This window comes from Bacillus cihuensis (genome assembly GCF_000504145.1).
GTDB lineage: Bacteria > Bacillota > Bacilli > Bacillales > DSM-1321 > Peribacillus > Peribacillus huizhouensis.
This window is the reverse complement of sequence record NZ_KI632497.1, coordinates 476491-501432: the sequence shown is the minus strand read 5'-3', so window position 1 is coordinate 501432 and position 24942 is coordinate 476491. Positions and strand designations below refer to the sequence as shown.

Here is a 24942-nt window from a genome sequence, read left to right as displayed (position 1 = left end):
CTACTAGAGCAATCAGAAAAAGGAGTGTGATGATCATGGGTCAAAATCATCAATTTAAATTTGGCCAAAAAGCGCCGAATAACGGGGTTTATATTGAAGAAGGTGAAACAGGCAGCTCAGTAATTAATCCAAAAAAAGTGAAATTGAGAGCAGGAGACGCGTTTCCTGAAAACTCGAATCATAATCGGGTTTGGACGTATCAGCGTAAGCCTTAATCTAATCAAGTATAATTGGGTCGGAACTCATACTAAGATATATAGTAAATGCGTGTTTAAACAAGCATTTACTGTAATCGTAGTGGAGAGTCTGGCCCTTTACTTTTATCCCGTATTAACAGGCAGTAAAACTCCCACCGATTGAAGTTTCACTATATATTCATATAATAAGTTTTTCAAAAAGACTGGTCCTCATGTACTATATACGCGAAAGATTAGAGACATTCGCTCCTCTAACTTCTAGGCTCTTTTTTTCCTCTTCTTTTGAACACGCCCTAAAAGGGTTCTTCCTTTACTTTATTGAGTTTTATTTTATAATAAAATTAAAGGTCAAATAAGGTCAAATATAAAAATGTCATCTAGCTTAATGTTGGAGGGATTCTTATGGATATGGAAAAAATGACAGAGAAGTTGCAGCAGGCCTTTATAACAAGTCAAGATTATGCTCTTTCCCGAAATAATCAGGAATTGAATGAGCTACATGTTTTATTAGCTCTTTTTAATCAAGATGAAAGCATGTTAATGAGAATTCTTTCAGAGAGTGGTCAACTGATCAATCCATATAAAGCATCGCTTTTAGATGAGCTAAACAAATTACCGCAAGTTACAGGGAATACTGAAGAAAAAGGAGTCTATTTAGCGCCATCGCTACTGAAGACTTTAGAAGTGGCAGAGTCTGAAAAGGACCGTTTTTCTGATGAATATTTGTCTGTCGAGCATATCATACTGGCAATTCTTAAAGAGAATAGCCATTCTACTAAGAGGCTATTTTCACCATTTAATGTAAATTATCAGATTGCATTACACATCATCAAGGAGATTAGGGGGAATCAAAGAGTGACTAGCCAAAATCCTGAAAGCACTTATGAAGTATTAAAGAAATATGGCAGGGATCTCGTGGCAGAAGTAAGATCGGGGAAAGTCGATCCTATCATTGGACGAGATTCAGAAATTCGAAATGTCATTCGTATACTTTCAAGAAAAACAAAAAATAACCCAGTACTTATTGGAGAACCGGGTGTTGGGAAAACGGCGATTGTCGAAGGTCTTGCACAAAGAATAGTTCGGAAAGACGTACCAGAAGGATTGAAAGACAAAACAGTATTCTCGCTCGATATGAGTGCACTGGTTGCTGGAGCAAAATTCCGTGGTGAATTTGAGGAACGCTTAAAAGCAGTTCTTCACGAAGTCAAAAAGAGTGATGGGAAAATCCTGCTATTTATTGATGAAATCCATACAATTGTTGGTGCAGGTAGAACTGATGGCGCACTTGATGCCGGGAATATGCTAAAACCGATGCTCGCTCGAGGAGAATTGCATTGTATCGGTGCAACGACACTAGATGAATACAGGAATTATATTGAAAAAGACCCCGCACTTGAAAGAAGGTTCCAACAGGTTCTTGTTTCGGAACCAGATGTTGAGGATACGATATCAATTCTTAGGGGATTGAAAGAACGGTTTGAAATCCACCATGGTGTTAGGATTCATGATCGTGCCATTGTAGCAGCATCTATCCTTTCTAATCGCTATATTACTGACCGATTTTTACCTGATAAGGCGATTGATCTAGTAGATGAAGCCTGTGCCATGATTCGGACTGAAATTGATTCAATGCCGACTGAGCTAGATGAGATTACCCGAAAAGTCATGCAACTTGAAATTGAAGAAGCGGCACTACGAAATGAAAGTGATGAACCTAGCAAAAACAGATTAGCCATTTTACAAAAAGAATTATCCGAACAACGTGATCAGGCAAACGCAATGAAGGCACAATGGCAAATGGAGAAATCATCCTTACAGCATGTGTCTGAGCATCGTGAACAATTGGAAAAACTTCGCCGTGATTTAGAACAAGCGGAAAATGATTATGATTTAAATAGAGCTGCCGAATTGCGCCATGGTTTAATTCCACAAAAGGAGAAAGAATTGGCATCTCTTGTTGCCAATCTAGAAGAAGATAAACATGACAACCGTTTATTGCGTGAAGAAGTAACCGAAGAGGAAATTGCCTCAATCGTTGCACGATGGACAGGTATTCCTGTTACGAAATTAGTGGAAGGGGAAAGAGAAAAACTGCTACGACTACCGAACATTCTGAGTGAGCGAGTGATTGGGCAGGAAGATGCAATCGAACTTGTTTCAGATGCAGTCATCAGGGCAAGAGCTGGCATAAAAGATCCCAATCGACCAATTGGTTCTTTTATCTTTTTAGGTCCAACAGGCGTAGGAAAAACGGAGTTGGTAAAGGCGCTAGCAGAAACTTTGTTTGATAGTGAAAACCAGATGATCCGAATCGATATGTCTGAGTATATGGAAAAACATTCAGTTTCCCGATTAATCGGGGCACCTCCAGGCTATGTGGGATTTGAAGAAGGGGGTCAGCTCACCGAAGCAATTCGCCGTAAGCCATATTCTGTCATTTTGCTTGATGAAATTGAAAAAGCGCATCCAGACGTTTTTAATATCCTTTTACAAATGCTTGATGATGGCAGAATTACAGATTCACAAGGCAGAACGATTGATTGTAAGAACACAGTCATCATTATGACATCAAATATCGGCTCGCATTATTTATTACTGTCTGATAATCGTCAAGGTACAATAGAAGAAACGGTGAAAGAACAAGTGATGAATGAGCTGCGTAGCCATTTCCGGCCTGAATTCTTAAATCGTGTCGATGATATTATTTTATTTAAGCCCTTATCGAAATCTGATATTGGAAAAATTGTTGATAAAATGGTCTTTCAACTTCAGGAACGCATTGAGGATCAGCATTTAACGCTCAAGATCACAGATGAAGCCAAGGAATTCATTGCCGATCAAGGGTATGATCCTGTATATGGAGCACGACCACTTAAACGATTTATCCAAAAACAAATTGAAACAAAGCTTGCAAGAGAGATTATTGCAGGTAACGTATCAAACGAACAGCAAATTGTATTTGATTATGACGGGGAGAAGATTTTGCTTGTATAAAGTGGAACTTCAAAAATTAACAAGCACTAGAACTTGGGGGGAATTTGAAAAGAGGCTGACAATTGTCAGCCTCTTTTACGTGCTTCATGTTTAAATTAGTGGCTTGTCTTTTCAACTGAATCATTAGGAAGGATAGCAGGTACAATCAAAATCAAAATAGTGCTTACTACTCCTAAAATAGATGCAGTTGTAAAATTGTATGCAACACCAATCATGGAACCGGCAACATATGTTAGCATATGCATTAATATGAATGCCCAGAAAAAAGTCATAAAGTAACGCACGGATACTCACCTCATTCTATTACATTATTTTAATCTTACCATATTTATGATTTCGATAAAACGGGTATTTTGTTTTTTTGTTTGCACTTGATCATTAAACTAAATTATGTGTCTAGTAAATATAATCAAGAAGCAAGAGTTTTTTGGATTAAATAAAGAATTGACTGATATTATCGATAAAGGCATAGTTAAACCATTCGGATCTTACTGCCCGTTATGCGTTGGATAAAAATATTTTTCATCAAGAATTATATGACACAATAAGATTTACACGGTATCATAGGTATAACACACTTCCAATTGAAGGGAAAAGCCATAATATATAACAAGAATTAATTTAAAGGAGTAATATAAATGGACCAACGTACTTTTCAAATGGACGGACAGTGGAGTATTGTTTATTATCCATTTAGACCAAGTGGGTTTTCCATTCTTCTTATTGGTGACAGTGGTCACTTCGTTTGTGAAGGGGATAGTTATTGGCTTCAACACCCGAGCAGACGTGGTATTCTGAATCATTTAAAAGATTCTGGCTACACACTCTTTTCCTCACATCTATATGGAGCAAATTGGGGGAGCAAGAAGGCAGTTGAATTAGCGGAAAAACTTTATTTCATGATGATGAAAAGTGAAATCCTAAATGATAAGATCCATATACTAGCAGAAGGGGCAGGTAGTTTAGTAGCATTAAAGCTTCTTGAGTTAATGGATGACAAAATTCGTTCTGTCGTTTTAATTGATCCTTGGTTATCGATAAAGTCACCATTACTGAAAGAAAGGGAAAATAAGCTGTACTTTAAAAAGTGGCTTCGAGAGGTAGCATTCGCCTATGACAGAAGCGTAAACGAGATTGAAGAATATATTGAATCTATGCCAGATCATCCAATTCCATCACATACACCTCTGAAAATTATTCGAGTTTTGGGTAACAATGATACAGCTCAGACAAACCATTATAAACAACTCAATGAACAAAAAAGAAAAAATCTAGAGATGATTTATTTACTTCCTGAAAAAAGATATAAAATACCTTATCAAATACAACAGTTTTTTAAGAAAAATGAAGATACAATTTGAATTTAGAACCATTTACAATAGATTAGGCATACGATACAGCGTGTAAAGGGAAGGTTCTAGTCATAACCTAGTCCTAGATTAGGGGGGACATGATGGATCAAACGATAATTATAGGCATGTATCAATTTGTCGGTTTTCATTTAACAAAACATCTGTTAGAACTTGGTCATGATGTGATAGGTATAGATTGGGAATTAAATGACGAGAAAGAGCTCGAAATCGGTAGAAACGCAAATTTTACTTTCGTGAAGCCTAGCAGTTTATCGGGCATAAATGTATCAAATGAGACGACGATTTATATTTCTTTGTATGATTTTAACAAACGACAAGTAGGTTTATCAATGGAAGCGACAGAAGAAATTCTTCTTGCTTTTCAAAATTGGGGGATGATCCCGAACGAAAAACAACCAACGGTAGTTCTCCTCTATCCATTGGGAGCAGAAAAGGAGAAGATCCATACTATCGTTGAACAATCCGATTGGATGAAGGTAATTTATTTACCAACGATTTATGGACCAGGTCAGCAAGAAGAATCAGTGTTTGAGGTAAGTATTCAGAAAAAAAATCGTTTGGAAATTGAAAAAGCGTTAGAATGTGAATACAAAAAGGATGCCATCTTCATTGATGATTTATTAGCAAGTTTTCCTGAAATTACAATCTTGAACGAAAAAAAGATTACTGTAAGAAGTAAACTAAAAAATCAATGGTCACAATGTGCTAAGCTACTATTTCATCCTGAACTGCTTGAAGAACGTAAAGCAGATGCGGAAGTTGTTTCAGCACATCAAACCTATGTGTTTGAAATAGACAATAATATTACACCAGAAGAAGGCATTGCATTACAGATACTGCATCATAATCGTTGACTCGTGATTAAATTTTGACTAAATCATAAATAGAATAGGTAAATTCCTTTTCATTTCTCTTATGTATGGGTATTATAATCAATATGAATATCTAATACATGAAGTAAGAATGCAAGCTACCCTTTGTAAAAACTCTCTTTATACAATTTTGCCATAATGATTGTTAGTTGGATTGTCAGTCGTGATAATTGGTGAAAGGTACGAAGACAGTCAAGGGTCTTGTGTTTTTTGAGGAGGATTAGTCATGCAGAATGATAAAACAATGGAATTTATGGCAATTGCGATGAAATACTTCCCAGAAGCTAAAGCGAAGCTTGAAGAATCTGGTGTAGAACTGTCTATGGAAATGGCAATGCCTTTTCTTGATATTTTCAAAAATGTCATGAATGAAGCATATGAACTCGGAAAAAAAGATGCAGCAAATCAGCAATAATAAAACAGGGTGGAATTTTTGTATTCCACCCTGTTTTATTATTTATCTTTATTTTTGAAAAAATGAGCGATAAGCGGATTGAATTTTTGAAGGGAAGGCTTAGATTTCTCATAGAGCGATATTAAAGTATCCACGTTTTCCATCAATTGAATGTAATCCATATTAGTAGTAGCTTCATCCGCAGTAGATTCTTTTTCAGTTTCAGGTTCTTTTCTCTTTGAAAACATCATCTTTGAGAAAAAATCTGTATCACGGGACTGATTACGATCCGTCATGTTTGAATTCCTCCTTTCATCTCAATGTTATTGTATGGGGATGGTTGGCTCACTGCTTAGGCTCTTGTCCAAAACTTTTTCTAATCTTAATCTTGTACTCTTTTTATTCATTCTCTTGCAACATGAGCATCTTTATTATAAAATTAGCACCAGGTAATAATAATTGATGATAATAACAATGCATTAATAATAGATAGGGGATGGCAGAATGAATGCAGGGATAATCGGAATTGGACGCTATTTGCCCGATAAAGTGTTAACGAATGTAGATTTGGAAAAAATGGTAGAAACGTCAGATGAATGGATTAAGACTAGGACAGGGATTGAGGAAAGAAGAATCGCTCCTGATGATATGGATACATCAGATATGGCATATGAGGCAGCTTTACAAGCAATCAAAGATGCGGAAATAGACGCTAAAGATATTGATTTGATTTTAGTTGCAACTGTTACGCCAGATCGACCGTTCCCTACTGTAGCATGTATGTTACAAGATAAGCTTGGCGCATCGAATGCTGCTGCAATGGATATCAGTGCGGCTTGTGCTGGATTCATGTATGGTATGGTAACTGGTGAGCAATTCGTTAAAACAGGAACATATAAACATGTGTTAGTTGTCGGTGTTGAAAAGTTATCTAAAATTACTGACTGGGAAGATCGCAATACGGCCGTTTTATTTGGTGATGGCGCAGGTGCAGCAGTAATTGGTCAAGTATCTGACAATCGAGGTATTCTTTCATTCGAACTCGGTGCAAATGGAGCAGGCGGAGATCATTTGTATCAAGATACTGGCAGTACTATTATCATGAATGGTCGTGAAGTATTTAAGTTCGCGGTTCGTCAAATGGGAGAATCATGTATAACAGTTCTTGATAAAGCTGGATTATCAAAAGAAGAGGTAGATTTCCTAATCCCTCATCAAGCAAATATTCGAATTATGGAAGCGGCTAGAGAAAGACTTGGTCTTCCAATTGAGAAAATGTCTACTACAATTAGAAAATATGGAAATACTTCCTCCGCCTCAATTCCAGTTGCGCTGTTTGAGGAACTTGAAGCTGGAAAAATCAAAGACGGCGATCTAGTTGTCATGGTCGGCTTTGGCGGCGGATTAACTTGGGGAGCCATAGCTATGCGCTGGGGAAAATAATATAGGACTGGCGAGAGTAATTTTTAAACAATGAAGGGAGTATACTGAATGACGAAAAGAAGAGTTGTTGTAACGGGAATTGGTGCTGTTACCCCACTAGGGAATACTGCAAAAACAACATGGGAAAATATAATTGAAGGTAAATCAGGTATCGGTCCATTAACGCGATTGAATGCAGATGAATATCCTGCAAAAGTAGCGGCAGAATTAAAAGAATTTAACGTTGAAGAATATGTTGATCGTAAAGAAGCTCGAAAGATGGATCGTTTCACGCATTATGCTGTAGCGGCTGCCACAATGGCTGTCCAAGATGCTAATTTAGAAATTAATGATACAAACGCTGATCGAATTGGTGTATGGATTGGTTCAGGAATTGGTGGAATGGAAACGTTCGAAAACCAACACGAGACCTTTTTAAATCGGGGCTATAAGAGGGTAAGTCCGTTCTTCGTTCCTATGATGATTCCAGATATGGCATCAGGTCAAGTATCGATTGCTCTAGGTGCTAAAGGGATCAACTCATGTACAGTAACGGCATGTGCATCTGGAACAAACTCAATCGGTGATGCATTCAAGGCGATTCAACGAGGTGACGCTGATGCTATGATTACGGGTGGAGCAGAAGCCCCGATCACGAAGATGGCAGTTGCTGGCTTTTGCGCGAATACTGCCTTATCTACAAATCCTGATCCAAGTACTGCGAGCCGTCCTTTCGATGCAAATCGTGATGGCTTTGTAATTGGAGAAGGTGCCGGTATTATCATTTTGGAAGATTTAGAGTTTGCACAAAAACGCGGCGCCACTATTTACTGTGAAATTGTCGGATACGGATCAACTGGAGATGCATACCATATAACTGCTCCAGCTCCTGGCGGTGAGGGTGGAGCAAGAGCAATGAAACAAGCGATTTCTGATGCGGGCCTTTCACCGGAAGAGATTCAGTATATTAATGCGCATGGCACGAGTACAGCTTATAATGATAAATACGAAACAATGGCAATAAAAGAAGTTTTTGGCCAACATGCAAATAACTTGGCGATAAGCTCGACTAAATCGATGACTGGTCATTTGTTAGGAGCAGCAGGCGGTGTTGAAGCAATTTTTACCGCTCTGGCTATTCGTGATTGCATCTTGCCACCGACGATTAACTTGGAAAATCCAGACCCAGACTGTGACTTAGATTATGTTGCTAATACAGCTCGTAAAGCTGAGGTTACGGCGGCGCTAAGCAACTCATTGGGCTTCGGTGGTCATAATGCAACAATTGTTTTAAAGAAATATGAAGAATAATAAGTGAAACTTCAATCAGTGGGGGCTTTAACCCCACTGATTTTTAGTCCAGTTTGACAGTCGCTAAGATCTTTGCTTTCGCTTCGATCAACCGACAGTCAAACCATTTCAATGAGCTCAGACTAAGTAGCAAGTGTCCTATAGTCTTTCGTCTGAGTGACTCACATCCTGTGGCCTCAACTAAACGGCTGAAGTTCACAGCGTTAAGTCTTGACTTTTCCGTTAATACGGGATAAATAATCGATAGATTCTCTGATACATTTTAGGATGTCCGAAGGCTAAAGGCTGCACATTACTTCTAGATCATAGTGTTATATACACTTCATTTGAACGATTTAGTAGTTATGTTGTCTTATCCTTTGATTTCGGCATCCAAATGTGAAGAGAATCTTTTTTGCGTGTAGGACATGGGAACGGGATTTCGCAGCTTTCCCTAAAGCCAATTTTCTTAGGAGATATACTTATTTTTTTTAGTGAATATCTCAAAATCCGGTCCGTATCACCGCTATTGTGTATGAAGAAACGAAAAGAAGTTCGCAGCAATAAATCTAAAACTTCGATAACCACTACTCTTAATCATTCCTATGTATAGATGTTTGGAAAATCTATAAAACTATTTAGTGGAAATATCATACTTCGTCTGTCTCATCATATGCTTCCTAGCATATGATGGAAAAAACAGGGGCGAGGTGAGGATGATGGGAATTGTTGAGACGAATAGATGGCTGATGGATAATAATAACCCAATCGAAATATGTAAACAGTTAGCAAAAGAGTTCCCTAAAATGAGTCCTAATCACATTTACCAAATGTTATTGCAACATGGGATGTATAGAGATCCTTCGCAAGCTAAAAAAGATGCAGAAGTTCTAGTTTCAGATGATATTTGGCGGGAAATGAAGGTTATTTATCAGCGCTTTCAAAGATTATGGCAAGGTCCAGATATTCCGATATATATTTTTCCAATGAATGCTGGAGGATTATTTAATCGTGTGACCGATAAGAAATCTGGTTTAGCCTTTCGAAATCATATATTCCTCTTTGTCCGACCAGATATTAGTTTGAAGGAACTTACTGCAGTGTTTATTCATGAATATCATCATGTATGCAGGATAGCTGCAGTTAAGAAACATGAAAATGATTTCACTTTGCTTGATCGAATGGTAATGGAGGGTTTAGCGGAACATGCTGTCATGACCTATCTAGGAAAAGATTACTTAGCGAATTGGACCGACTTATATTCGGATGAGCAGCTTCAGCATTTTTGGAAGAAATATCTTAAAGAAAATATTCATCTGAAACGTATTGAGAGAAAACATGACCAACTTTTGCTTGGGAAATCACCATATCCGAAAATGCTTGGGTACACTGCGGGTTATTTTTTAGTAAGACAGAAAAAAGACCTTACAGTAAAAAAAACATTCGCGATATCATCTGAAGATTTTAGGTTGAAGGAATAGGAACGGGCTTTGGAGAAAGAGGGGGCAAAACTCTATAAACCAATGATTTGTATGAGGGGAAAACCTGTAAAGTAATGTAATTCAAGTTACCTTTGTTACTTAAAAAAGAAAAATAATCAACTACCTAAATAAGGAATAATATCTCTCAAATCTGCCTATACTGATGGACAAATAGAACTAAGTAAGCGAGGGGGCAAATGATGTTATATCTTCATGATGTTTGGGTGAATTGGTTTGAAGGAGAAGAAAACGGCTACAATATTTGCCATTTTCATGAATGGAGAAAAGATGACGGAATTGAACTACTCGATCAAGTTCCGCTTTTGAAAATTTCGTCTACACTTTTTCATTACATAGAAAATGATCTGTCTGAATTACCGAAAGCGCTTCTCAATGATATTTATCAAAAAGCCTATGCAAGAAAGAATCATGAAAGAATCCAATTGGATTATTGTTTTGTCATTACAGACGGAAGTGGAATACTGGCTATTGATACTATTGGGTATCACATTCCCATTCGGAAAAGTAGGCTAATTCCACGCCAAGAACAAATTGTATATGACATGATTGAAAACCATCCTGCTTTAGAATACACATTTAATGAAAATGAGCCATCTGAAAAAGAATATCATATTTTATCTCCATCACCGAATTATATGAAAGGTCTCACTCGCAAAGAACGCCAATTAAAGCAACTTTTATTTATGGCTATGGATCAACTATTTACTGCGAAACATACAGCTGAAATTCGCTACTGGTTTACAGAGTGGTCACCAGAAAAATATGAAAGTATACAGGAGATGAACTTCGAAGAAGCCTGGCTTGGGTTATATGAAGAAATGAAAACAGGCTGGTCGGATCAACATCTACACATGTGTGAGCATCTAGTAAAAGGCCAACCATTCTTTGAAAAGTTATGGGAAATGGAAGTCGGCGATAGTCAGTCAATGTTATAAAGTGACACTCAATTAGAATGGGGCCTCCCTAAATAATTGTTAGTTCTGTTCTAACACCTACGTTTCTTCGATTGGCCATAGTCTAGAAATGGAAGATAAAGACGTCGCAAGTGAGGGCGTCTTTATTTGTGTGTACAAACAAAGATATAAAGTTGCACCACAAATAAATGATTGCCACTGTAATTAAAAAAGACAGTTTACATGATATGCAAACTGTCATTGCGCCTTTATTTTTTTTTACGTCCTAACCCTATGCCATTTTCCATTTTGCGGAGCATTTTATTGGCCTCGCGATTTGCTTTTTCAGCACCACGATCTAGAATTTCATCTAACTCTGTAGAATCAAGTAGGTTATAGTATCGATCTTGAATCGGTTTGATTTCTGCAAGAACGACTTCCACTAATCCAGACTTAAAGTCTCCATATCCTTTACCCTCATACATCGCTTCGATTTCAGCGATAGATTTACCACTAAAGATACTATAAATGGAAAGAAGGTTAGATACACCAGGCTTATTTTCTTTGTCGTATTTGACAATACCTTCTGAATCGGTAACTGCACTTTTAATTTTCTTTTCAATTTGCTTGGGATCATCTAATAAGGAAATCGTCGCTTTTTTGTTTGGATCAGATTTACTCATTTTCTTTTCAGGTTCTTGTAGAGACATAATTCTAGCGCCAGCTTTTGGCAGGCTGATTTCAGGAATCGTAAAGATCTCCCCATATTTTCGATTGAAACGTTCAGCTAAATCACGTGTTAATTCAATATGTTGCTTTTGATCCTCGCCTACTGGTACGAGATCAGTATTATATAGAAGGATGTCTGCGACCATCAATGGTGGATATGTTAGTAAACCTGCTGATACGCCATCCTTTCCAGCAGATTTGTCTTTAAATTGAGTCATTCTTTCTAGCTCGCCAATATAGACATTGCATGTCATCATCCAGCCTGCTTGGGCATGTGCAGGTACTTCAGATTGGATAAAGATCGTATTCTTTTCTGGATCTAAACCAATTGCCAGATATAATGCTGCAAGATTTCGGATGTTTTTTCTTAATTCTAATCGATCTTGTGGCACGGTAATTGCGTGCTGATCAACGATGCAGAAGTAGCAGTCATATTCATGTTGAAGTTCGATGAATTGCTTCATCGCACCAATATAATTTCCTAATGTTATGGAACCGGTAGGCTGTATGCCTGAGAAAATCCTTTTCACCTATTGTCACTCCCTGTATAAACTTAAAAAATAATAGTTTGTTTACTTCTTTCATTGTAGAGATATTTACTGTTGAAATCTACATATTTTCCTTACAGCATCGCCATTTTTACAAAATATCATAAGTAATAAACATATAAACCAATAATTAAAATGAGTAAAAGAGTGAATCCAGTTGAGAATGGGACACTAAGGTTAAATGTTATTAATTCAGAAAGCTTGCGGATTTCACTTTTTTCTTCTGTTTCTGTACTCTTACTAGGCAGTACTTTGCGAAAGCTGTAATGGATTACGTCAAAAAAACCTTTTTGTAGTACAAACGTAAATAAGGAGAAAGTTAATAACAAGCCAGCTATATAAAAGATCATATCAAGAAATGAACGTAACGTGATCTCATGATAAAAGACTAGCGATAAAATTAAAGAAAGCAAAACCATTGCGCCTGTCCAAATCATCGTTTTTTTCATATTCCAAAATCCTTTCTAAATGTTACTAAAAAAAGTATACCAAAACATAAAGAGGTGCATGCAATAAGTTACTATTATTTAAATATAATAATTAATTGTTTAAAAAAGATGATTAAAAAATGTTGAGAAAAATACTTATGTAAAAATTTAACAATGAAAAGGCTTAATTTTACGAAAATTGCAATTAATGTTATAATTCTTTGGCGAAAAAACTAAATATACATATTTATTAAATAATGACTACTAGATATTAAATTATTTTTAAATATTTATATACAAATTCTAAATTATTTGTATAATAGTAAATGTTACACAAAAAATAGGGAAGGGTGTCGAAATTTTGAAAAAATCTAAATATTCACTGCTTTTGATCTTGACATTAGTTCTCAGTGTTTTCTTGGCAGCATGTGGTGGCGGGAACAGTGCAGACAAAGGCGATAAAAAGTCTGACGGTGCAAAAACATCTAATGTAGCACAAGAAATTAAAGTCCTAAGTAGATCTGAAATTCCAACATTGGATTCTGTTAAGACGACAGACGAAATTGGTTTTAACGTATTAAATAGTATTAACGAAGGTCTTTACACAGCAGACAAAGATGGTAGTTCTGTTCCGGCTTTAGTAGACGGAGAGCCAAAAGTAAGTGAAGACGGGAAGACTGTAACATTTAAGCTTGTAGACGCAAAATGGTCTAATGGAGACCCAGTGACAGCAAATGATTTCGTATACGCTTGGCAGCGTGCGATTGATCCTGCTACTGCTTCAGAGTATGGCCCATATATGATGAATGGAAAAATTGCAGGCGCTCAAGAAATTACTGATGCTGCAGTTGCCAAAAAAGAATTTGATTTAAATACTTTAGGTATTAAAGCTTTAGATGAAAAAACTTTAGAAGTTAAATTTGAGAAAGTTCTTCCTTACTGGAAAGACTTAATGGCATTCCCAACATTCTATCCACAAAATGAAAAGTTTGTTAAAGAAAAAGGCGATGCTTATGCAAGTAATGCAGAAAACCTATTATCAAATGGTGCTTTCAAAATAACTTCTTGGAACGGTCCTACAGCTACTGAATGGACTCTTGAAAAGAACGATAATTACCGAGAAGCAAAGGCGGTTACCCTTAAGAAAATTACCTTTAACGTAGTTAAAGATAATAATGCACAAGTGAATGCATTTGAAGGTGGAGAAGCAGATATCACAGATATTTTAGCATCTGATCTTGTTCCACAATATCAAGGTGATGAAAGAATGGTTAGTTCACTTCAACCATCTGTATTTTGGGTGAAAATGAACTATAAAAATGCAGCACTTGCGAATGTTCACATCCGTGAAGCAATCGCGAAAGCTTTCAATAAAGAAGATATCGCAGCAAGCATTTTGAACAACGGTTCAATTGCAGCGAATTATTTTGTACCAAAACAATTTGTTTCGACTCCAGACGGTAAAGATTTCCGTGAGAAAAATGGCGATTTGATTGTGTTCAATGCTAAAGAAGCAAAAGCAGCATGGGAAAAAGGGTTGGCTGATCTTGGAATTGACAAACTTGAGCTTAGATATCTCGGCGGAGACACTGATTCAGCAAAAAAAGTGGACGAGTATATTAAGAACCAATTAGAAACGAACTTACCTGGTTTAAAAGTGAATCTTGAGAGTGTTCCATTTGCAATTCGTCTTGATCGTGCAAAAGCTGGAAACTATGATTTGCTTCACTCTGGATGGGGTCCTGACTATCCAGATGCAATGACATTTGCGGATCTTTGGTTAACAGATGGCCCGAATAATGAAATGTCCTATTCAAGCGCTAAATATGACGGGTTAATTAAAAAGGCAGAAGAAGTTGCAGCGAATCAAGAAGAGTACGTTTCAACACTTCAAGAAGCAGAACGTGTATTCTTAGCTGAAGATTACGGCGTGGCACCAACTTATCAAAAAGCAGATAACATTCTTATTAACACTAAAGTTAAAGGATTAGTTGCTTTACCATTTGGTCCTAACTATTCTTATAAATGGATCACAGTTGAAGAATAGAATACTATAATAAAACGATTTAAAAGCTGAAGAGAGGCTGTCTCAAAGCCAGGGTCAAACCCCGCAACTTCTATTATCTTGTATGTAAGGATATTTCTTTTCCTTTCAACAGTATGAAAAATGCGAGGTAAGACCCTTCTGGGACATCCTCTTTTCCCTATTAAAAAAATTGTCGAATTATAGAGAAAATTTGAATATGCAGGAGGTGTGCAAATGGCTAGATATATTACAAAAAGGTTTATCTATATGTTAATAACCTTATTTGTTATTGCAAGCCTTACCTTCTTCTTGATGAAATTGATACCAGGAACACCTTTTTCCGCTGCGGGAAAATTATCACCTGATCAGTTACAAATCATGAAGGATAAATATGGATTAGATCAGCCTGTAGCTGTACAGTACGCACAATATATAGGTGGTTTATTCAAAGGTGATTTAGGAATTTCGTTCCAGTTTAATAATGTTCCAGTAACACAATTATTGATTGAACGCATTCAGCCATCCCTACAATTAGGATTTCAAGCCATCTTTTTCGGTACGATTATCGGGATTGTACTTGGTGTAATCAGCGCTTTAAGACAAAATACTTGGGTCGATTATGGAGCAACATTCATAGCTGTTCTTGGTAAATCGATTCCTAACTTTGTCTTTGCAGGAGTCATGCAATATTATATCGGTGTTAAACTAGGCTGGTTACCAGTTTTGTTCTGGAAGGGCTGGGACTATACCATTATGCCTACGATAGCTCTAGCAATGTTCCCTATCGCCATTACGGCTCGATTTATGAGAACAGAAATGATTGATGTATTAGGTTCGGATTATATTACCCTTGCGAAAGCGAAGGGGGCAAGTAGTTTAGAAGTGGCCTTTAAACATGGATTACGAAATGCGTTAATCCCAGTAATAACAGTGCTAGGACCTCTAGCGGTGTCCCTAATGACGGGTTCTCTCGTTATTGAGCAGATATTTGCCATCCCGGGAATCGGGGAACAATTTGTTAAGTCTATAACGGTAAATGATTATTCCGTTATTATGGGAACGACTCTGTTATTCTCATTTATGTTTGTTGTCATTATCCTTGTAGTGGATATTCTTTATGGTGTTATTGATCCGCGTATTAGGTTGTCAGGGGGTAAAAAGTAATGGCAAAAGAAGATATGAAAATAAGTAAAGATAAGTTTGCTCCTGCCATTCTAGATGCTTCCTTAAGTGAGGCACTGGGTAAGCCTAGCTTAAATTTCTGGCAAGATTCATGGCTGAGAATAAGAAAAAATAAAGCAGCTCTTGTTAGTATCGTAGTCATGTTATTAGTCATTATTCTTGCCTTTGTAGGTCCTTTAATTAGCGGTCATGGAACAAATGACCAAAATTTAAAACGTACAAATCTGCCTGCCAAAATCCCAGTATTGGAAAATGTAAGCTGGTTACCCTTTGATGGGACTACTGTTCGAAATGATGGAACGGTTGTTGATGTTTATGAACAGAAGAATATTGACGAATACTTCTGGTTCGGGACAGATTCTTTAGGCCGTGATTTATTTACTCGTGTGGCAAAAGGAATTCAAATTTCCTTATATATCGCTTTCTTGGCTGCATTGCTTGATATGGTAATTGGCGTAACCTATGGAGCAATATCAGGTTACTTTGGTGGCAGACTGGATAGTATGATGCAGCGTGTAATTGAAGTCATTTCTGGAATACCAAACCTTGTTGTCGTGATTTTAATGATCCTCGTTTTCAAACCAGGGATTATGTCGATTACAATTGCACTAGCTATTACAGGCTGGACAACAATGGCGCGGGTTGTTCGAGCTCAAGTACTTAAGTTGAAAGAACAAGAGTATGTACTTGCTTCAAGAACACTTGGAAACTCTCATAGTAAAATCATTTTCAAACATTTATTGCCAAACTTAGCTGGTGTTATCATTATTAACACAATGTTTACGATTCCGAATGCGATATTCTTTGAAGCATTCTTAAGTTTCATCGGATTAGGGCTTCAATCTCCACTAGCTTCATTAGGTACATTAATTGATGATGGATTTAAAACATTGAGATTGTATCCACACTTAATGATTTTCCCAGCAGTATTTATCAGTATCATCATGATTTGCTTTAACATGATTGCAGACGGAATCCGTGATGCATTGGATCCGAAAATGCGCGATTAATAGGTAGGTGAAAAAGATGGATAACATATTAGAAGTTAAGGATTTGAATATATCGTTTCATACCTTCTCAGGAGAAGTTCAAGCGATTCGTGGCGTGAATTTTGAGTTGAAAAAAGGTGAAACACTTGCAATAGTAGGAGAATCGGGATCAGGTAAATCGGTAACAACAAAAGCGATTATGCGCCTTTTGCCACCGCAAAACTCGGAAATAAAGAGTGGGGAAATTCTTTTCGATGGGAATGATTTAGCTCATTTAAGTGAAAAAAAGATGCAAAAAGTTCGTGGGAAAGACATTTCATTGATCTTCCAAGATCCAATGACATCTTTAAACCCGACAATTAAAGTTGGTAAGCAAATCATGGAACCGATTATTAAGCATCAGAATGCTAGTAAGAGTGAAGCAAAAAAACGGGCTCTTGAATTGCTGAGCATGGTTGGGATTCCGAATCCTGAGCAACGCTTTGATCAATATCCACATCAATTTTCTGGTGGGATGAGACAGCGTGTCGTTATTGCAATTGCTCTTGCATGTAATCCAAAGGTTTTGATTGCAGACGAGCCAACAACAGCGCTTGATGTAACGATTCAAGCCCAAATTCTTGAATTAATGAAAGAATTGCAGAAGAAAATTGATACTTCAATTATCTTCATTACGCATGACCTTGGTGTTGTTGCCAATGTTGCTGATCGGGTAGCGGTTATGTATGCCGGTAAAATTGTTGAAATTGGAACGGTAGACGAAATTTTCTATAATCCTAAACATCCATATACATGGGGATTAATTAGCTCAATGCCGAGCTTGGATTCGACAGAGGAAGCCTTATATGCGATTCCAGGAACTCCGCCAAATCTTTTGCATCCGCCAGTAGGTGACGCATTTGCTCCACGTAATGAATATGCAATGCAAATAGATTTAGAAGAACAACCGCCTATGTTTAAAGTCTCTGACACACATTATGCGGCAACTTGGTTATTGCACCCTGATGCACCGAAAGTCGATCCGCCAGCAGCTGTAGTCAAACGGATGAAACAATTCCAAGCTGGACAGGAGGGGCAATGATGGCTGAACGTGAGAAATTACTGGAAATAAAAAATCTAAAGCAATACTTCAATGTTGGAAAGCCAAATATGGTTAAAGCTATTGATGGTATTTCTTTCGATATTTACAAAGGTGAAACATTAGGACTTGTCGGTGAATCAGGTTGCGGCAAATCAACGACTGGTCGAACAATCATTCGCCTATACGATGCAACCGATGGCGAAGTTATTTTTGATGGCGAAAATGTTCATGGGTCTAAAAATAAAAATCAATTAAAGGATTTTAACCGGAAAATGCAAATGATTTTCCAAGATCCATACGCATCTTTAAACCCGCGGATGAAGGTCATTGATATTATCGCTGAAGGAATTGATATTCATGGTTTGGCGAAATCATCAAAAGAGAGAGCTGAACGAGTATACAGTTTGCTTGAAACAGTAGGGTTAAACCGGGAACACGCCAATCGATACCCACATGAATTCTCCGGTGGACAACGTCAACGTATCGGAATAGCCCGTGCATTAGCTGTGAAACCGGAATTCATCATTGCGGATGAACCGATTTCAGCATTGGATGTATCCATTCAGGCACAAGTCGTGAATCTATTAAAAAAATTACAAATTGAACATGGTTTAACATACCTCTTTATCGCACACGATCTCTCCATGGTTAAATACATCAGTGATCGAATCGGAGTTATGTATTTTGGGAAATTAGTTGAACTTGCACCAAGTGATGATTTGTATAACAATCCAATTCACCCATATACTCAATCTCTGCTTTCGGCAATCCCACTTCCAGATCCTGAAAGTGAACGTCTGAGACAACGTATAGTTTACAACCCGAATATTCACAATTATAGTGAAACCGATGATGTGAAAATGCGTGAAGTAAGGCCAGGGCACTTTGTGAATTGCTCGGAAAAGGAATTTAAACAATATCAACAAATGTATAAGCAATAACCAAAAAACGATCTCAAAAAATGAGATCGTTTTTTAGTCATAATAGGAACAAGAATGGAAATACAAAAGTGAGAGATCCTAACTAATATGTTTATAAGCAAGTAAACTGGGTATTTTATATAGTATATGAAAAAAAGTAATTGAGAATGGCTTGTGAAAATTTTCAATTAAAAGAAGAATGATTAGATTGTAAAATTAATGTTGGACTTTGAAAGCGGATCAATCTTTGTGAAAAGAGTATGATTTTTGCTAATTCTAGTGTATAATATTAATATGAATTACTATTTTATAGTTATTTCAATCTAGACTTGAAACTGTTGTGAATAATAAGTTTCCCATCATAGATCGTCGATTCTATACTTAGGGAGTGTGAGTGTTAACATGGTAACTTTATATACATCACCTAGCTGTACTTCTTGTCGCAAAGCAAAAGCATGGCTTGAGGAGCATGATATTGCTTTTTCAGAAAGAAATATTTTTTCTGAACCACTTACAATTGAAGAGATTAAAGAAATCCTTCGTATGACAGAAGATGGTACAGATGAAATTATTTCGACAAGATCGAAGACGTTCCAGAAACTTAACGTAAATGTGGAGTCTCTTCCACTTCAAGAATTGTATACAATAATCAAAGATAATCCAGGACTATTAAGAAGGCCAATTATCCTTGATGAAAAAAGATTACAGGTTGGATATAACGAAGATGAGATTCGCAGATTCCTACCACGTAAAGTCCGATCGTTCCAACTACGTGAAGCTCAGCGAATGGTCAACTAATTTATAGCATCGACCCTGTCTAAGCACTGACAGGGTTTTTCATGCATCTATTTTGTGAATAAAGTTAAAATATATGTCTAAGTAGAAGCTGACCAGTGAGAGTGTTTTGTTTCTTTATTCCAAAAATATTTCCTATTTAACAGTTGCATATCCTGTAAGGATTTTGTAAAATATATGGAACATTAGGCAATAGTTTGTTTTTAATTGATTAAGCGATTTTATTTCCATTATGAAGAGTTTTATCATAAAATAAATTATGACAACATATTTCCTGATCTACCTGATGTTTAAAAGGGTATGGTGGGTAGAGATTAAAGAAAGAGCATTAATTGCTCGGGGGTAAATCCCTTCAAAACATGTACAGAAGGGAGAGGATTTTTGTGGAGATCGAACGTATTAATGAAGATACAGTGAAGTTTTACATTTCTTATATAGATATTGAAGATCGCGGCTTTAATAGGGAAGATATTTGGTATAGTCGAGAACGAAGTGAGGAACTTTTCTGGGAGATGATGGATGAAGTACATCAAGAAGAAGAGTTTATGATTGAAGGTCCATTATGGATTCAAGTTCAAGCGTTGGAAAAGGGTCTTGAGATATTAGTCACGAAGGCACAATTGACGAAAGATGGTCAAAAGCTAGAACTGCCGATTACCGATGAAAGATTTAGTGAGCTTCATGTCGATGATAAGCTTGAATCCTTGTTAGATGAACAATATCAAGGCAGAAACGATGGCCATGAACCAATTCAGTTTGAGGATGGTATCATTGAGTTTATTACGGAGTTCAAAGACTTTGAAGATGTCATTTCACTCAGTAAGCGCAGTGGTCTTGATCACTTCAAGACACAATTATATGCCTATGAGAATAGATATTTTCTCTATATTGAATTTGAGGAAGAGGAAATTGAAGAAGACGAAATTGATGATGTTTTAAGTCTTTTACTTGAATATAGTCAAGAATCTTCAATTACGATCCATATGCTTGAAGAGTATGGAAGACTGGTAATGGATGAACATGTTTTTGAAACAGTCCACAAATATTTCTCATAACTAATTCGCCGATTTCATGAAAGATTATGAAATCGGCGTTTTTGTATTCAGGACATGGGGACGGGGCTTAGCGGCATACTAATTTAGCCAATTTACTTTGCAGATATACATACCTTATTAAGAAAGTACTTCAAAATCCGGCTCCGCACATCCACCATTGTGATTAGGCGAGTGTAGCGTGCTACAGGACGGATTCTTCATGGTAAATGGTGCCGTTTTACACCATAAGAGTTTTGTATGATAATATGTCTAAGAATTTTAGAAAATACCTCCCCAAAAAGAGGATTTAGTGAATTAATGAAGAATAATCTTGAAAAGAAGGGGGAAATTAGATGTTAACTGCACGAGATGTTAATGGGAATATCATTACAATTCCTGAAAATATCCCGAAAGAACGGCTAGTTGAATGGCAAGCGAATAATTATTATTGTCCTTGCTGTGCAGAAGAATTAATCCTAAAGGCTGGTCAAATCAAGATTCCGCATTTTGCCCACAAAAAAACATCCGCGTGTACAGGCTTTTCTGAACCAGAAACGGAATATCATCTTTTAGGAAAGCGGCAACTATTCCAATGGTTTGTTGACAATCGTATGGAAGCAGAGATGGAACCATATCTTTCTAAAATAAATAAGCGACCTGATATCCTCATCCACTATAAGCAACAATCCTATGCGATTGAATTTCAATGCTCTCCCATTTCAGAGGAGTTATTTCTATCCCGTACAAAATCTTATCAAGATTTTGGAATTAATCCAATTTGGATATTGGCAGAGAAGCGAATTAAGCGTAAAAAGACTCGTCAGTATTCATTATCAGCTTTTCAATGGCTATTTACCGTGAATACGATTCACTCCCCGATGATCCTAACGTTTTCTCCTGATCAACATAAGCTTTACATATTAGAGCCCTTAACTCCATTCTCCTCACGTACAACCTTTTCACAGTTTACTGTTGTACCTCTTAGCAACACCCATCCAAACATCCTTTTTTCCGTTAATAAAACTTGGGAATTTCACTTTATTGAAGAATGGCGAATAAAAAGAAAGGCTTGGGCTGTTCATAGTGTAAAAACAGCAAATCATACGAATCCTTTTTTTAATGAATTGTATAAAAGTGGTTGGTCACCTGCATGGTTACCGAGCGAAATAGGGCTTCCTGTGGAAGGGATGGTAATCATTGAAACATCTGCAGTTGAATGGCAAGGATGGATCTTCATGGATTGTTTGCAGCATAAGAAAATAGGCAGTCGTATTTATCTTAGTCAAATTTATCAAGCTTTTCAAAAGAGGATGGCTAACGGGCAGATTCGACTAAGAACACTGCCTTTGCTTCCTGGGGAAAATCCTTTTTTCCCAGTGGATGCCTATTTAACTTTATTGACTAAACTTAAGATTTTGGAATTTGGAGGAAAAGGGATATATATCATTAAAAATAAGCTTGTTCCACCTACTAGTAGTGTTGAATATATGCAATTAGAAAATGATCTCTATTCCAAGCTTTCGGAAATGATTTTATGATAAAAGGTAAAGTACAATAGAATAAAGTGAGACTTCCGGGACTGACTTTTCGCAAACGGTTAGTCGTACACCACATCCTGTGGGTGCAAACTTACCTTAGATAACCACAAAGGTAAGTTTCACTGTATCTCACCAATCGGGCTTTTATGGACAGTTTACATTGTTCAACTTCTTCATATTTCTTCAATAATATCTTATCATGGAGTTGTTAGTGTCCGTTAATGCTGGATACTATGTTTGAGCGATTGTTTCTTAATTTGTATCGAAGTAGAAGGATTTTTTCGAGCAATAGAGAAATAATATGGTAACGAGAAACTTCTATTAATAGAGGTTGGACCATATGACTTAGAATCATATATTGTTACCACGTAGTTTTTTTAGTTGGGTTAATAAATCGGGATTACGTTGTATTTAGAATGGAGGAATAGATGTATGGGACAAGAAAATGCAGTAAAAGCATTACCTGCTAGAAGTGAATCGGCAGTTGAGGATACATGGAAATTGGAGGATATCTACGCTACTGAAGAGGATTGGGAAACTGCTTTTCAAGAAGTGAAAGAAGACTTATTAAAGGCAGAGGCATATAAAGGCACCCTTGGCGAAAGTGCTGAAAAGCTTTTTGCCGTATTACAATATCAAAATCAAGTATGGGAAAAGTTAGGGAAAGCCTATACATATGCACATATGCGTTATGATCAAGATACAACCAATTCATTTTACCAAGGGATGGATTCACGGATAAAAAGTTTAGTTGCTGAAGCAAGCAGTGCACTTTCTTATATTGTTCCAGAAATTCTTAGTATTGAAGAAAGCAAAATTAGCGATTTTCTTCAGGAAAAAGAAGAACTTAAATTATATGCTCATGCTCTTGAACAAATTAACCTACAAAGACCACATATTTTATCAGCAGAGAAGGAAGCATTACTTGCACAAGCTTCGGAGATTTTTGATGCTTCAAGTAATACATTCGGGATGCTAAACAATGCGGATCTCACTTTTCCAACGATTAAAGATGAAAACGGGGAAGATGTAGAAATTACTCATGGCCGTTATATTCGTTTTCTTGAAAGTGAAGATCGGCGTGTGCGCGAGGAAGCATTTAAAGGTGTTTATGAGACATATGGAACGTTCCGTAATACATTTGCTAGTACGCTTGCAGGTCAAGTTAAGAGCGATAATTTCAATGCTTCTGTGCACAACTATGAATCTGCTCGCCATGCAGCATTAAGCGAGAATAATATTCCTGAAACTGTATATGACAATCTTGTTCAGACTGTAAATGAGAATCTGCATTTGATTCACCGTTATATTGATTTGCGTAAAAAAGTACTTGGCCTAGACGAACTTCATATGTACGACCTTTTCACACCGCTTGTTAAAGAAGTAAAAATGGATGTAACATATGCTGAAGCGAAAGAATATATTCTAAAAGGTCTCGCTCCACTAGGAGAAGACTATCTTAACGTATTAAAAGAAGGCTTTGAAAATCGCTGGGTGGATGTTCATGAAAATAAAGGGAAACGTAGCGGCGCATACTCATCTGGAGCATATGGAACGAACCCCTATATACTAATGAATTGGCAGGATAATGTTAATAATTTATTTACCCTTGCCCATGAATTTGGTCATTCTGTTCATAGTTATTACACAAGAAAGCATCAACCATATCCATATGGAAATTATTCGATATTCGTTGCGGAAGTTGCTTCAACTTGTAATGAAAACTTATTGAATGAATATCTTCTTCATACAATTGAAGATGAGAAAAAGCGGATCTATTTATTAAATCATCAATTGGAAGGATTCCGGGGCACCCTTTTCCGCCAGACAATGTTTGCTGAATTCGAGCATACGATCCATAAAAAAGCACAAGATGGGGAAGCGTTAACGGCTGAAGTATTAACAAAAGAGTATTATGAGTTGAATAAAAAATACTTTGGTTCAAACATTATTATCGATGAGGAAATTGGTCTTGAATGGGCCAGAATACCACATTTCTATTATAATTATTATGTGTATCAGTATGCTACTGGAATCAGTGCGGCAACAGCTCTAAGTAAACAAATCCTTACCGAAGGAGAGCCAGCCGTCTGTCGCTACCTAGAATTCCTGAAATCAGGAAGCTCGGATTACCCGATTGAGGTTTTGAAAAAAGCAGGCGTCGATATGACAAAAGCAGAACCTATTCAAGAAGCATTAAAAGTGTTTGAAGAAAAACTAATTGAACTGGAATCTTTATTAGCTTAAAGATAGAGAGGATGACTTAAGGCGTATTCCGCTTACGAGTCATCCTTTTAGGACATGGGGCGGGTCTTCGCCACTTATTCAAATAGCCAAACTATAGAAGGTATCCTTCTTTTATTTAGGCTATGTTAAAGCTTGTTGTTATTGACACTATGTTGATTGAGCGGTAGGCGTGAGACCCCTGCGGAAAGCGAATGCCTTACGTTCCAATCAACAGGCAAGTTTAACAGAAAGAACTCCAAAATGTGGCTTCCGCACCTCCACCATTGGATGAGATGAGAGTAGCGTGCTATAGGATTGATTCTTCATGGTAAATGGTGGCGTTATTTACGATATACAGGTTTTTGTATTATGAAAACGTAATAGTACTTCTAATAACCTTTGAATCGATTTTTCTGACTGATGGTAAAGACAATAATAAAGAGGGAAAGAAAAAGAATCGAAGAACTGATGTATAAAGGGAAGAGGTCTAGAAAAGCTAATAAATG

General features: G+C 36.9%; 22 protein-coding genes. 18 read left to right on the top strand and 4 right to left on the bottom strand.

Features of this window, described 5'->3' with window-relative positions; genetic code table 11:
- Positions 1-35: 35 nt before the first annotated feature.
- Positions 36-215 carry a YjzC family protein gene (locus V179_RS0120615; protein WP_028393154.1) on the top strand — a complete coding sequence of 60 codons (180 nt, stop codon included), beginning with the start codon at positions 36-38 and terminating at the stop codon, positions 213-215.
- A 384-nt stretch (positions 216-599) separates the two neighbouring features.
- A complete protein-coding gene (gene clpB, locus V179_RS0120610) occupies positions 600-3194 on the top strand; it encodes an ATP-dependent chaperone ClpB (RefSeq protein WP_028393153.1) in 2595 nt (864 codons plus the stop codon).
- A gap of 95 nt (positions 3195-3289) precedes the next feature.
- On the opposite strand, the gene V179_RS0120605 is transcribed toward clpB, so the two are convergent.
- Positions 3290-3478, bottom strand: a complete 189-nt coding sequence (locus V179_RS0120605) for a YjzD family protein (RefSeq protein ID WP_028393152.1) — start codon at positions 3476-3478, stop codon at positions 3290-3292.
- 354 nt (positions 3479-3832) lie between these two features.
- Between V179_RS0120605 and V179_RS0120600 the strand changes: the two genes are divergently transcribed.
- The 3 genes from V179_RS0120600 to V179_RS0120590 all read left to right on the top strand — a co-directional run bounded on the left by V179_RS0120600 (position 3833) and on the right by V179_RS0120590 (position 5854).
- On the top strand, positions 3833-4555 hold the full coding sequence (locus V179_RS0120600) for an alpha/beta hydrolase family protein (RefSeq protein WP_028393151.1): 723 nt from the start codon (positions 3833-3835) through the stop codon (positions 4553-4555).
- A 92-nt stretch (positions 4556-4647) separates the two neighbouring features.
- Positions 4648-5421, top strand: coding sequence for a hypothetical protein (locus V179_RS0120595; protein ID WP_028393150.1), 774 nt, complete (start codon positions 4648-4650; stop codon positions 5419-5421).
- A 244-nt stretch (positions 5422-5665) separates the two neighbouring features.
- On the top strand, positions 5666-5854 hold the full coding sequence (locus V179_RS0120590) for a ComZ family protein (RefSeq protein ID WP_028393149.1): 189 nt from the start codon (positions 5666-5668) through the stop codon (positions 5852-5854).
- A gap of 38 nt (positions 5855-5892) precedes the next feature.
- On the opposite strand, the gene V179_RS0120585 is transcribed toward V179_RS0120590, so the two are convergent.
- Entirely contained in the window at positions 5893-6129 is a 237-nt protein-coding gene (locus V179_RS0120585; RefSeq protein WP_028393148.1) for a hypothetical protein, read from the bottom strand.
- 208 nt (positions 6130-6337) lie between these two features.
- Between V179_RS0120585 and V179_RS0120580 the strand changes: the two genes are divergently transcribed.
- The 4 genes from V179_RS0120580 to V179_RS0120565 all read left to right on the top strand — a co-directional run bounded on the left by V179_RS0120580 (position 6338) and on the right by V179_RS0120565 (position 10982).
- Positions 6338-7276, top strand: a complete 939-nt coding sequence (locus V179_RS0120580; RefSeq protein WP_028393147.1) for a beta-ketoacyl-ACP synthase III — start codon at positions 6338-6340, stop codon at positions 7274-7276.
- Between the two features lie 48 nt (positions 7277-7324).
- Positions 7325-8566, top strand: a complete 1242-nt coding sequence (gene fabF, locus V179_RS0120575; RefSeq protein ID WP_028393146.1) for a beta-ketoacyl-ACP synthase II — start codon at positions 7325-7327, stop codon at positions 8564-8566.
- 695 nt (positions 8567-9261) lie between these two features.
- Positions 9262-10026 carry a DUF2268 domain-containing protein gene (locus V179_RS0120570; protein ID WP_051405061.1) on the top strand — a complete coding sequence of 255 codons (765 nt, stop codon included), beginning with the start codon at positions 9262-9264 and terminating at the stop codon, positions 10024-10026.
- Between the two features lie 200 nt (positions 10027-10226).
- A complete protein-coding gene (locus tag V179_RS0120565; protein ID WP_028393144.1) occupies positions 10227-10982 on the top strand; it encodes a YjbA family protein in 756 nt (251 codons plus the stop codon).
- A gap of 227 nt (positions 10983-11209) precedes the next feature.
- On the opposite strand, the gene trpS is transcribed toward V179_RS0120565, so the two are convergent.
- Positions 11210-12199 (bottom strand): tryptophan--tRNA ligase, encoded by a 990-nt coding sequence (trpS, locus tag V179_RS0120560; protein ID WP_028393143.1) that lies wholly within the window; start codon positions 12197-12199, stop codon positions 11210-11212.
- A 119-nt stretch (positions 12200-12318) separates the two neighbouring features.
- Complete coding sequence (locus V179_RS0120555) at positions 12319-12666, bottom strand: DUF3899 domain-containing protein (RefSeq protein WP_028393142.1); 348 nt, start codon at positions 12664-12666, stop codon at positions 12319-12321.
- 340 nt (positions 12667-13006) lie between these two features.
- Between V179_RS0120555 and V179_RS0120550 the strand changes: the two genes are divergently transcribed.
- The 9 genes from V179_RS0120550 to pepF all read left to right on the top strand — a co-directional run bounded on the left by V179_RS0120550 (position 13007) and on the right by pepF (position 24457).
- Positions 13007-14692, top strand: coding sequence for a peptide ABC transporter substrate-binding protein (locus V179_RS0120550; RefSeq protein WP_028393141.1), 1686 nt, complete (start codon positions 13007-13009; stop codon positions 14690-14692).
- Between the two features lie 213 nt (positions 14693-14905).
- Positions 14906-15835: an oligopeptide ABC transporter permease gene (gene opp3b / locus V179_RS0120545; protein ID WP_028393140.1), complete on the top strand. Its 930-nt coding sequence runs from the start codon at positions 14906-14908 to the stop codon at positions 15833-15835.
- Positions 15835-16863, top strand: a complete 1029-nt coding sequence (gene opp3C / locus V179_RS0120540; RefSeq protein ID WP_028393139.1) for an oligopeptide ABC transporter permease — start codon at positions 15835-15837, stop codon at positions 16861-16863. Before opp3b ends, opp3C begins: the two co-directional genes overlap by 1 nt.
- Before the next feature lie 16 nt (positions 16864-16879).
- Complete coding sequence (locus V179_RS0120535) at positions 16880-17923, top strand: ABC transporter ATP-binding protein (RefSeq protein ID WP_028393138.1); 1044 nt, start codon at positions 16880-16882, stop codon at positions 17921-17923.
- The gene (locus V179_RS0120530; protein ID WP_028393137.1) at positions 17923-18864 is read left to right on the top strand and encodes an ABC transporter ATP-binding protein; all 942 of its coding nucleotides are present in this window, start codon (positions 17923-17925) and stop codon (positions 18862-18864) included. The genes V179_RS0120535 and V179_RS0120530 overlap by 1 nt, the downstream gene beginning before the upstream one ends.
- A 381-nt stretch (positions 18865-19245) precedes the next feature.
- Entirely contained in the window at positions 19246-19641 is a 396-nt protein-coding gene (spxA, locus tag V179_RS0120525) for a transcriptional regulator SpxA (protein ID WP_028393136.1), read from the top strand.
- Positions 19642-20021: 380 nt separating this feature from the next.
- Positions 20022-20693 (top strand): adaptor protein MecA, encoded by a 672-nt coding sequence (gene mecA / locus V179_RS0120520; RefSeq protein ID WP_028393135.1) that lies wholly within the window; start codon positions 20022-20024, stop codon positions 20691-20693.
- A 332-nt stretch (positions 20694-21025) separates the two neighbouring features.
- Positions 21026-22210: a competence protein CoiA gene (locus V179_RS0120515; protein ID WP_028393134.1), complete on the top strand. Its 1185-nt coding sequence runs from the start codon at positions 21026-21028 to the stop codon at positions 22208-22210.
- 432 nt (positions 22211-22642) lie between these two features.
- Entirely contained in the window at positions 22643-24457 is a 1815-nt protein-coding gene (gene pepF / locus V179_RS0120510; protein ID WP_028393133.1) for an oligoendopeptidase F, read from the top strand.
- The last annotated feature ends 485 nt before the right edge of the window (positions 24458-24942 follow it).

What these genes read in the sequence shown, in the direction of transcription:
- V179_RS0120590 (WP_028393149.1), top strand. Translation starts at nt 5,666, where the DNA reads ATGCAGAATGATAAAACAATGGAATTTATGGCAATTGCGATGAAATAC.
- V179_RS0120570 (WP_051405061.1), top strand. Translation starts at nt 9,262, where the DNA reads ATGATGGGAATTGTTGAGACGAATAGATGGCTGATGGATAATAATAAC.
- opp3C (WP_028393139.1), top strand. Translation starts at nt 15,835, where the DNA reads ATGGCAAAAGAAGATATGAAAATAAGTAAAGATAAGTTTGCTCCTGCC.
- V179_RS0120555 (WP_028393142.1), bottom strand. Translation starts at nt 12,666, where the DNA reads ATGAAAAAAACGATGATTTGGACAGGCGCAATGGTTTTGCTTTCTTTA.
- pepF (WP_028393133.1), top strand. Translation starts at nt 22,643, where the DNA reads ATGGGACAAGAAAATGCAGTAAAAGCATTACCTGCTAGAAGTGAATCG.
- V179_RS0120615 (WP_028393154.1), top strand. Translation starts at nt 36, where the DNA reads ATGGGTCAAAATCATCAATTTAAATTTGGCCAAAAAGCGCCGAATAAC.
- clpB (WP_028393153.1), top strand. Translation starts at nt 600, where the DNA reads ATGGATATGGAAAAAATGACAGAGAAGTTGCAGCAGGCCTTTATAACA.
- fabF (WP_028393146.1), top strand. Translation starts at nt 7,325, where the DNA reads ATGACGAAAAGAAGAGTTGTTGTAACGGGAATTGGTGCTGTTACCCCA.
- V179_RS0120600 (WP_028393151.1), top strand. Translation starts at nt 3,833, where the DNA reads ATGGACCAACGTACTTTTCAAATGGACGGACAGTGGAGTATTGTTTAT.
- opp3b (WP_028393140.1), top strand. Translation starts at nt 14,906, where the DNA reads ATGGCTAGATATATTACAAAAAGGTTTATCTATATGTTAATAACCTTA.
- V179_RS0120595 (WP_028393150.1), top strand. Translation starts at nt 4,648, where the DNA reads ATGGATCAAACGATAATTATAGGCATGTATCAATTTGTCGGTTTTCAT.
- V179_RS0120530 (WP_028393137.1), top strand. Translation starts at nt 17,923, where the DNA reads ATGGCTGAACGTGAGAAATTACTGGAAATAAAAAATCTAAAGCAATAC.
- V179_RS0120580 (WP_028393147.1), top strand. Translation starts at nt 6,338, where the DNA reads ATGAATGCAGGGATAATCGGAATTGGACGCTATTTGCCCGATAAAGTG.
- V179_RS0120565 (WP_028393144.1), top strand. Translation starts at nt 10,227, where the DNA reads ATGTTATATCTTCATGATGTTTGGGTGAATTGGTTTGAAGGAGAAGAA.
- V179_RS0120585 (WP_028393148.1), bottom strand. Translation starts at nt 6,129, where the DNA reads ATGACGGATCGTAATCAGTCCCGTGATACAGATTTTTTCTCAAAGATG.
- V179_RS0120515 (WP_028393134.1), top strand. Translation starts at nt 21,026, where the DNA reads ATGTTAACTGCACGAGATGTTAATGGGAATATCATTACAATTCCTGAA.
- V179_RS0120535 (WP_028393138.1), top strand. Translation starts at nt 16,880, where the DNA reads ATGGATAACATATTAGAAGTTAAGGATTTGAATATATCGTTTCATACC.
- spxA (WP_028393136.1), top strand. Translation starts at nt 19,246, where the DNA reads ATGGTAACTTTATATACATCACCTAGCTGTACTTCTTGTCGCAAAGCA.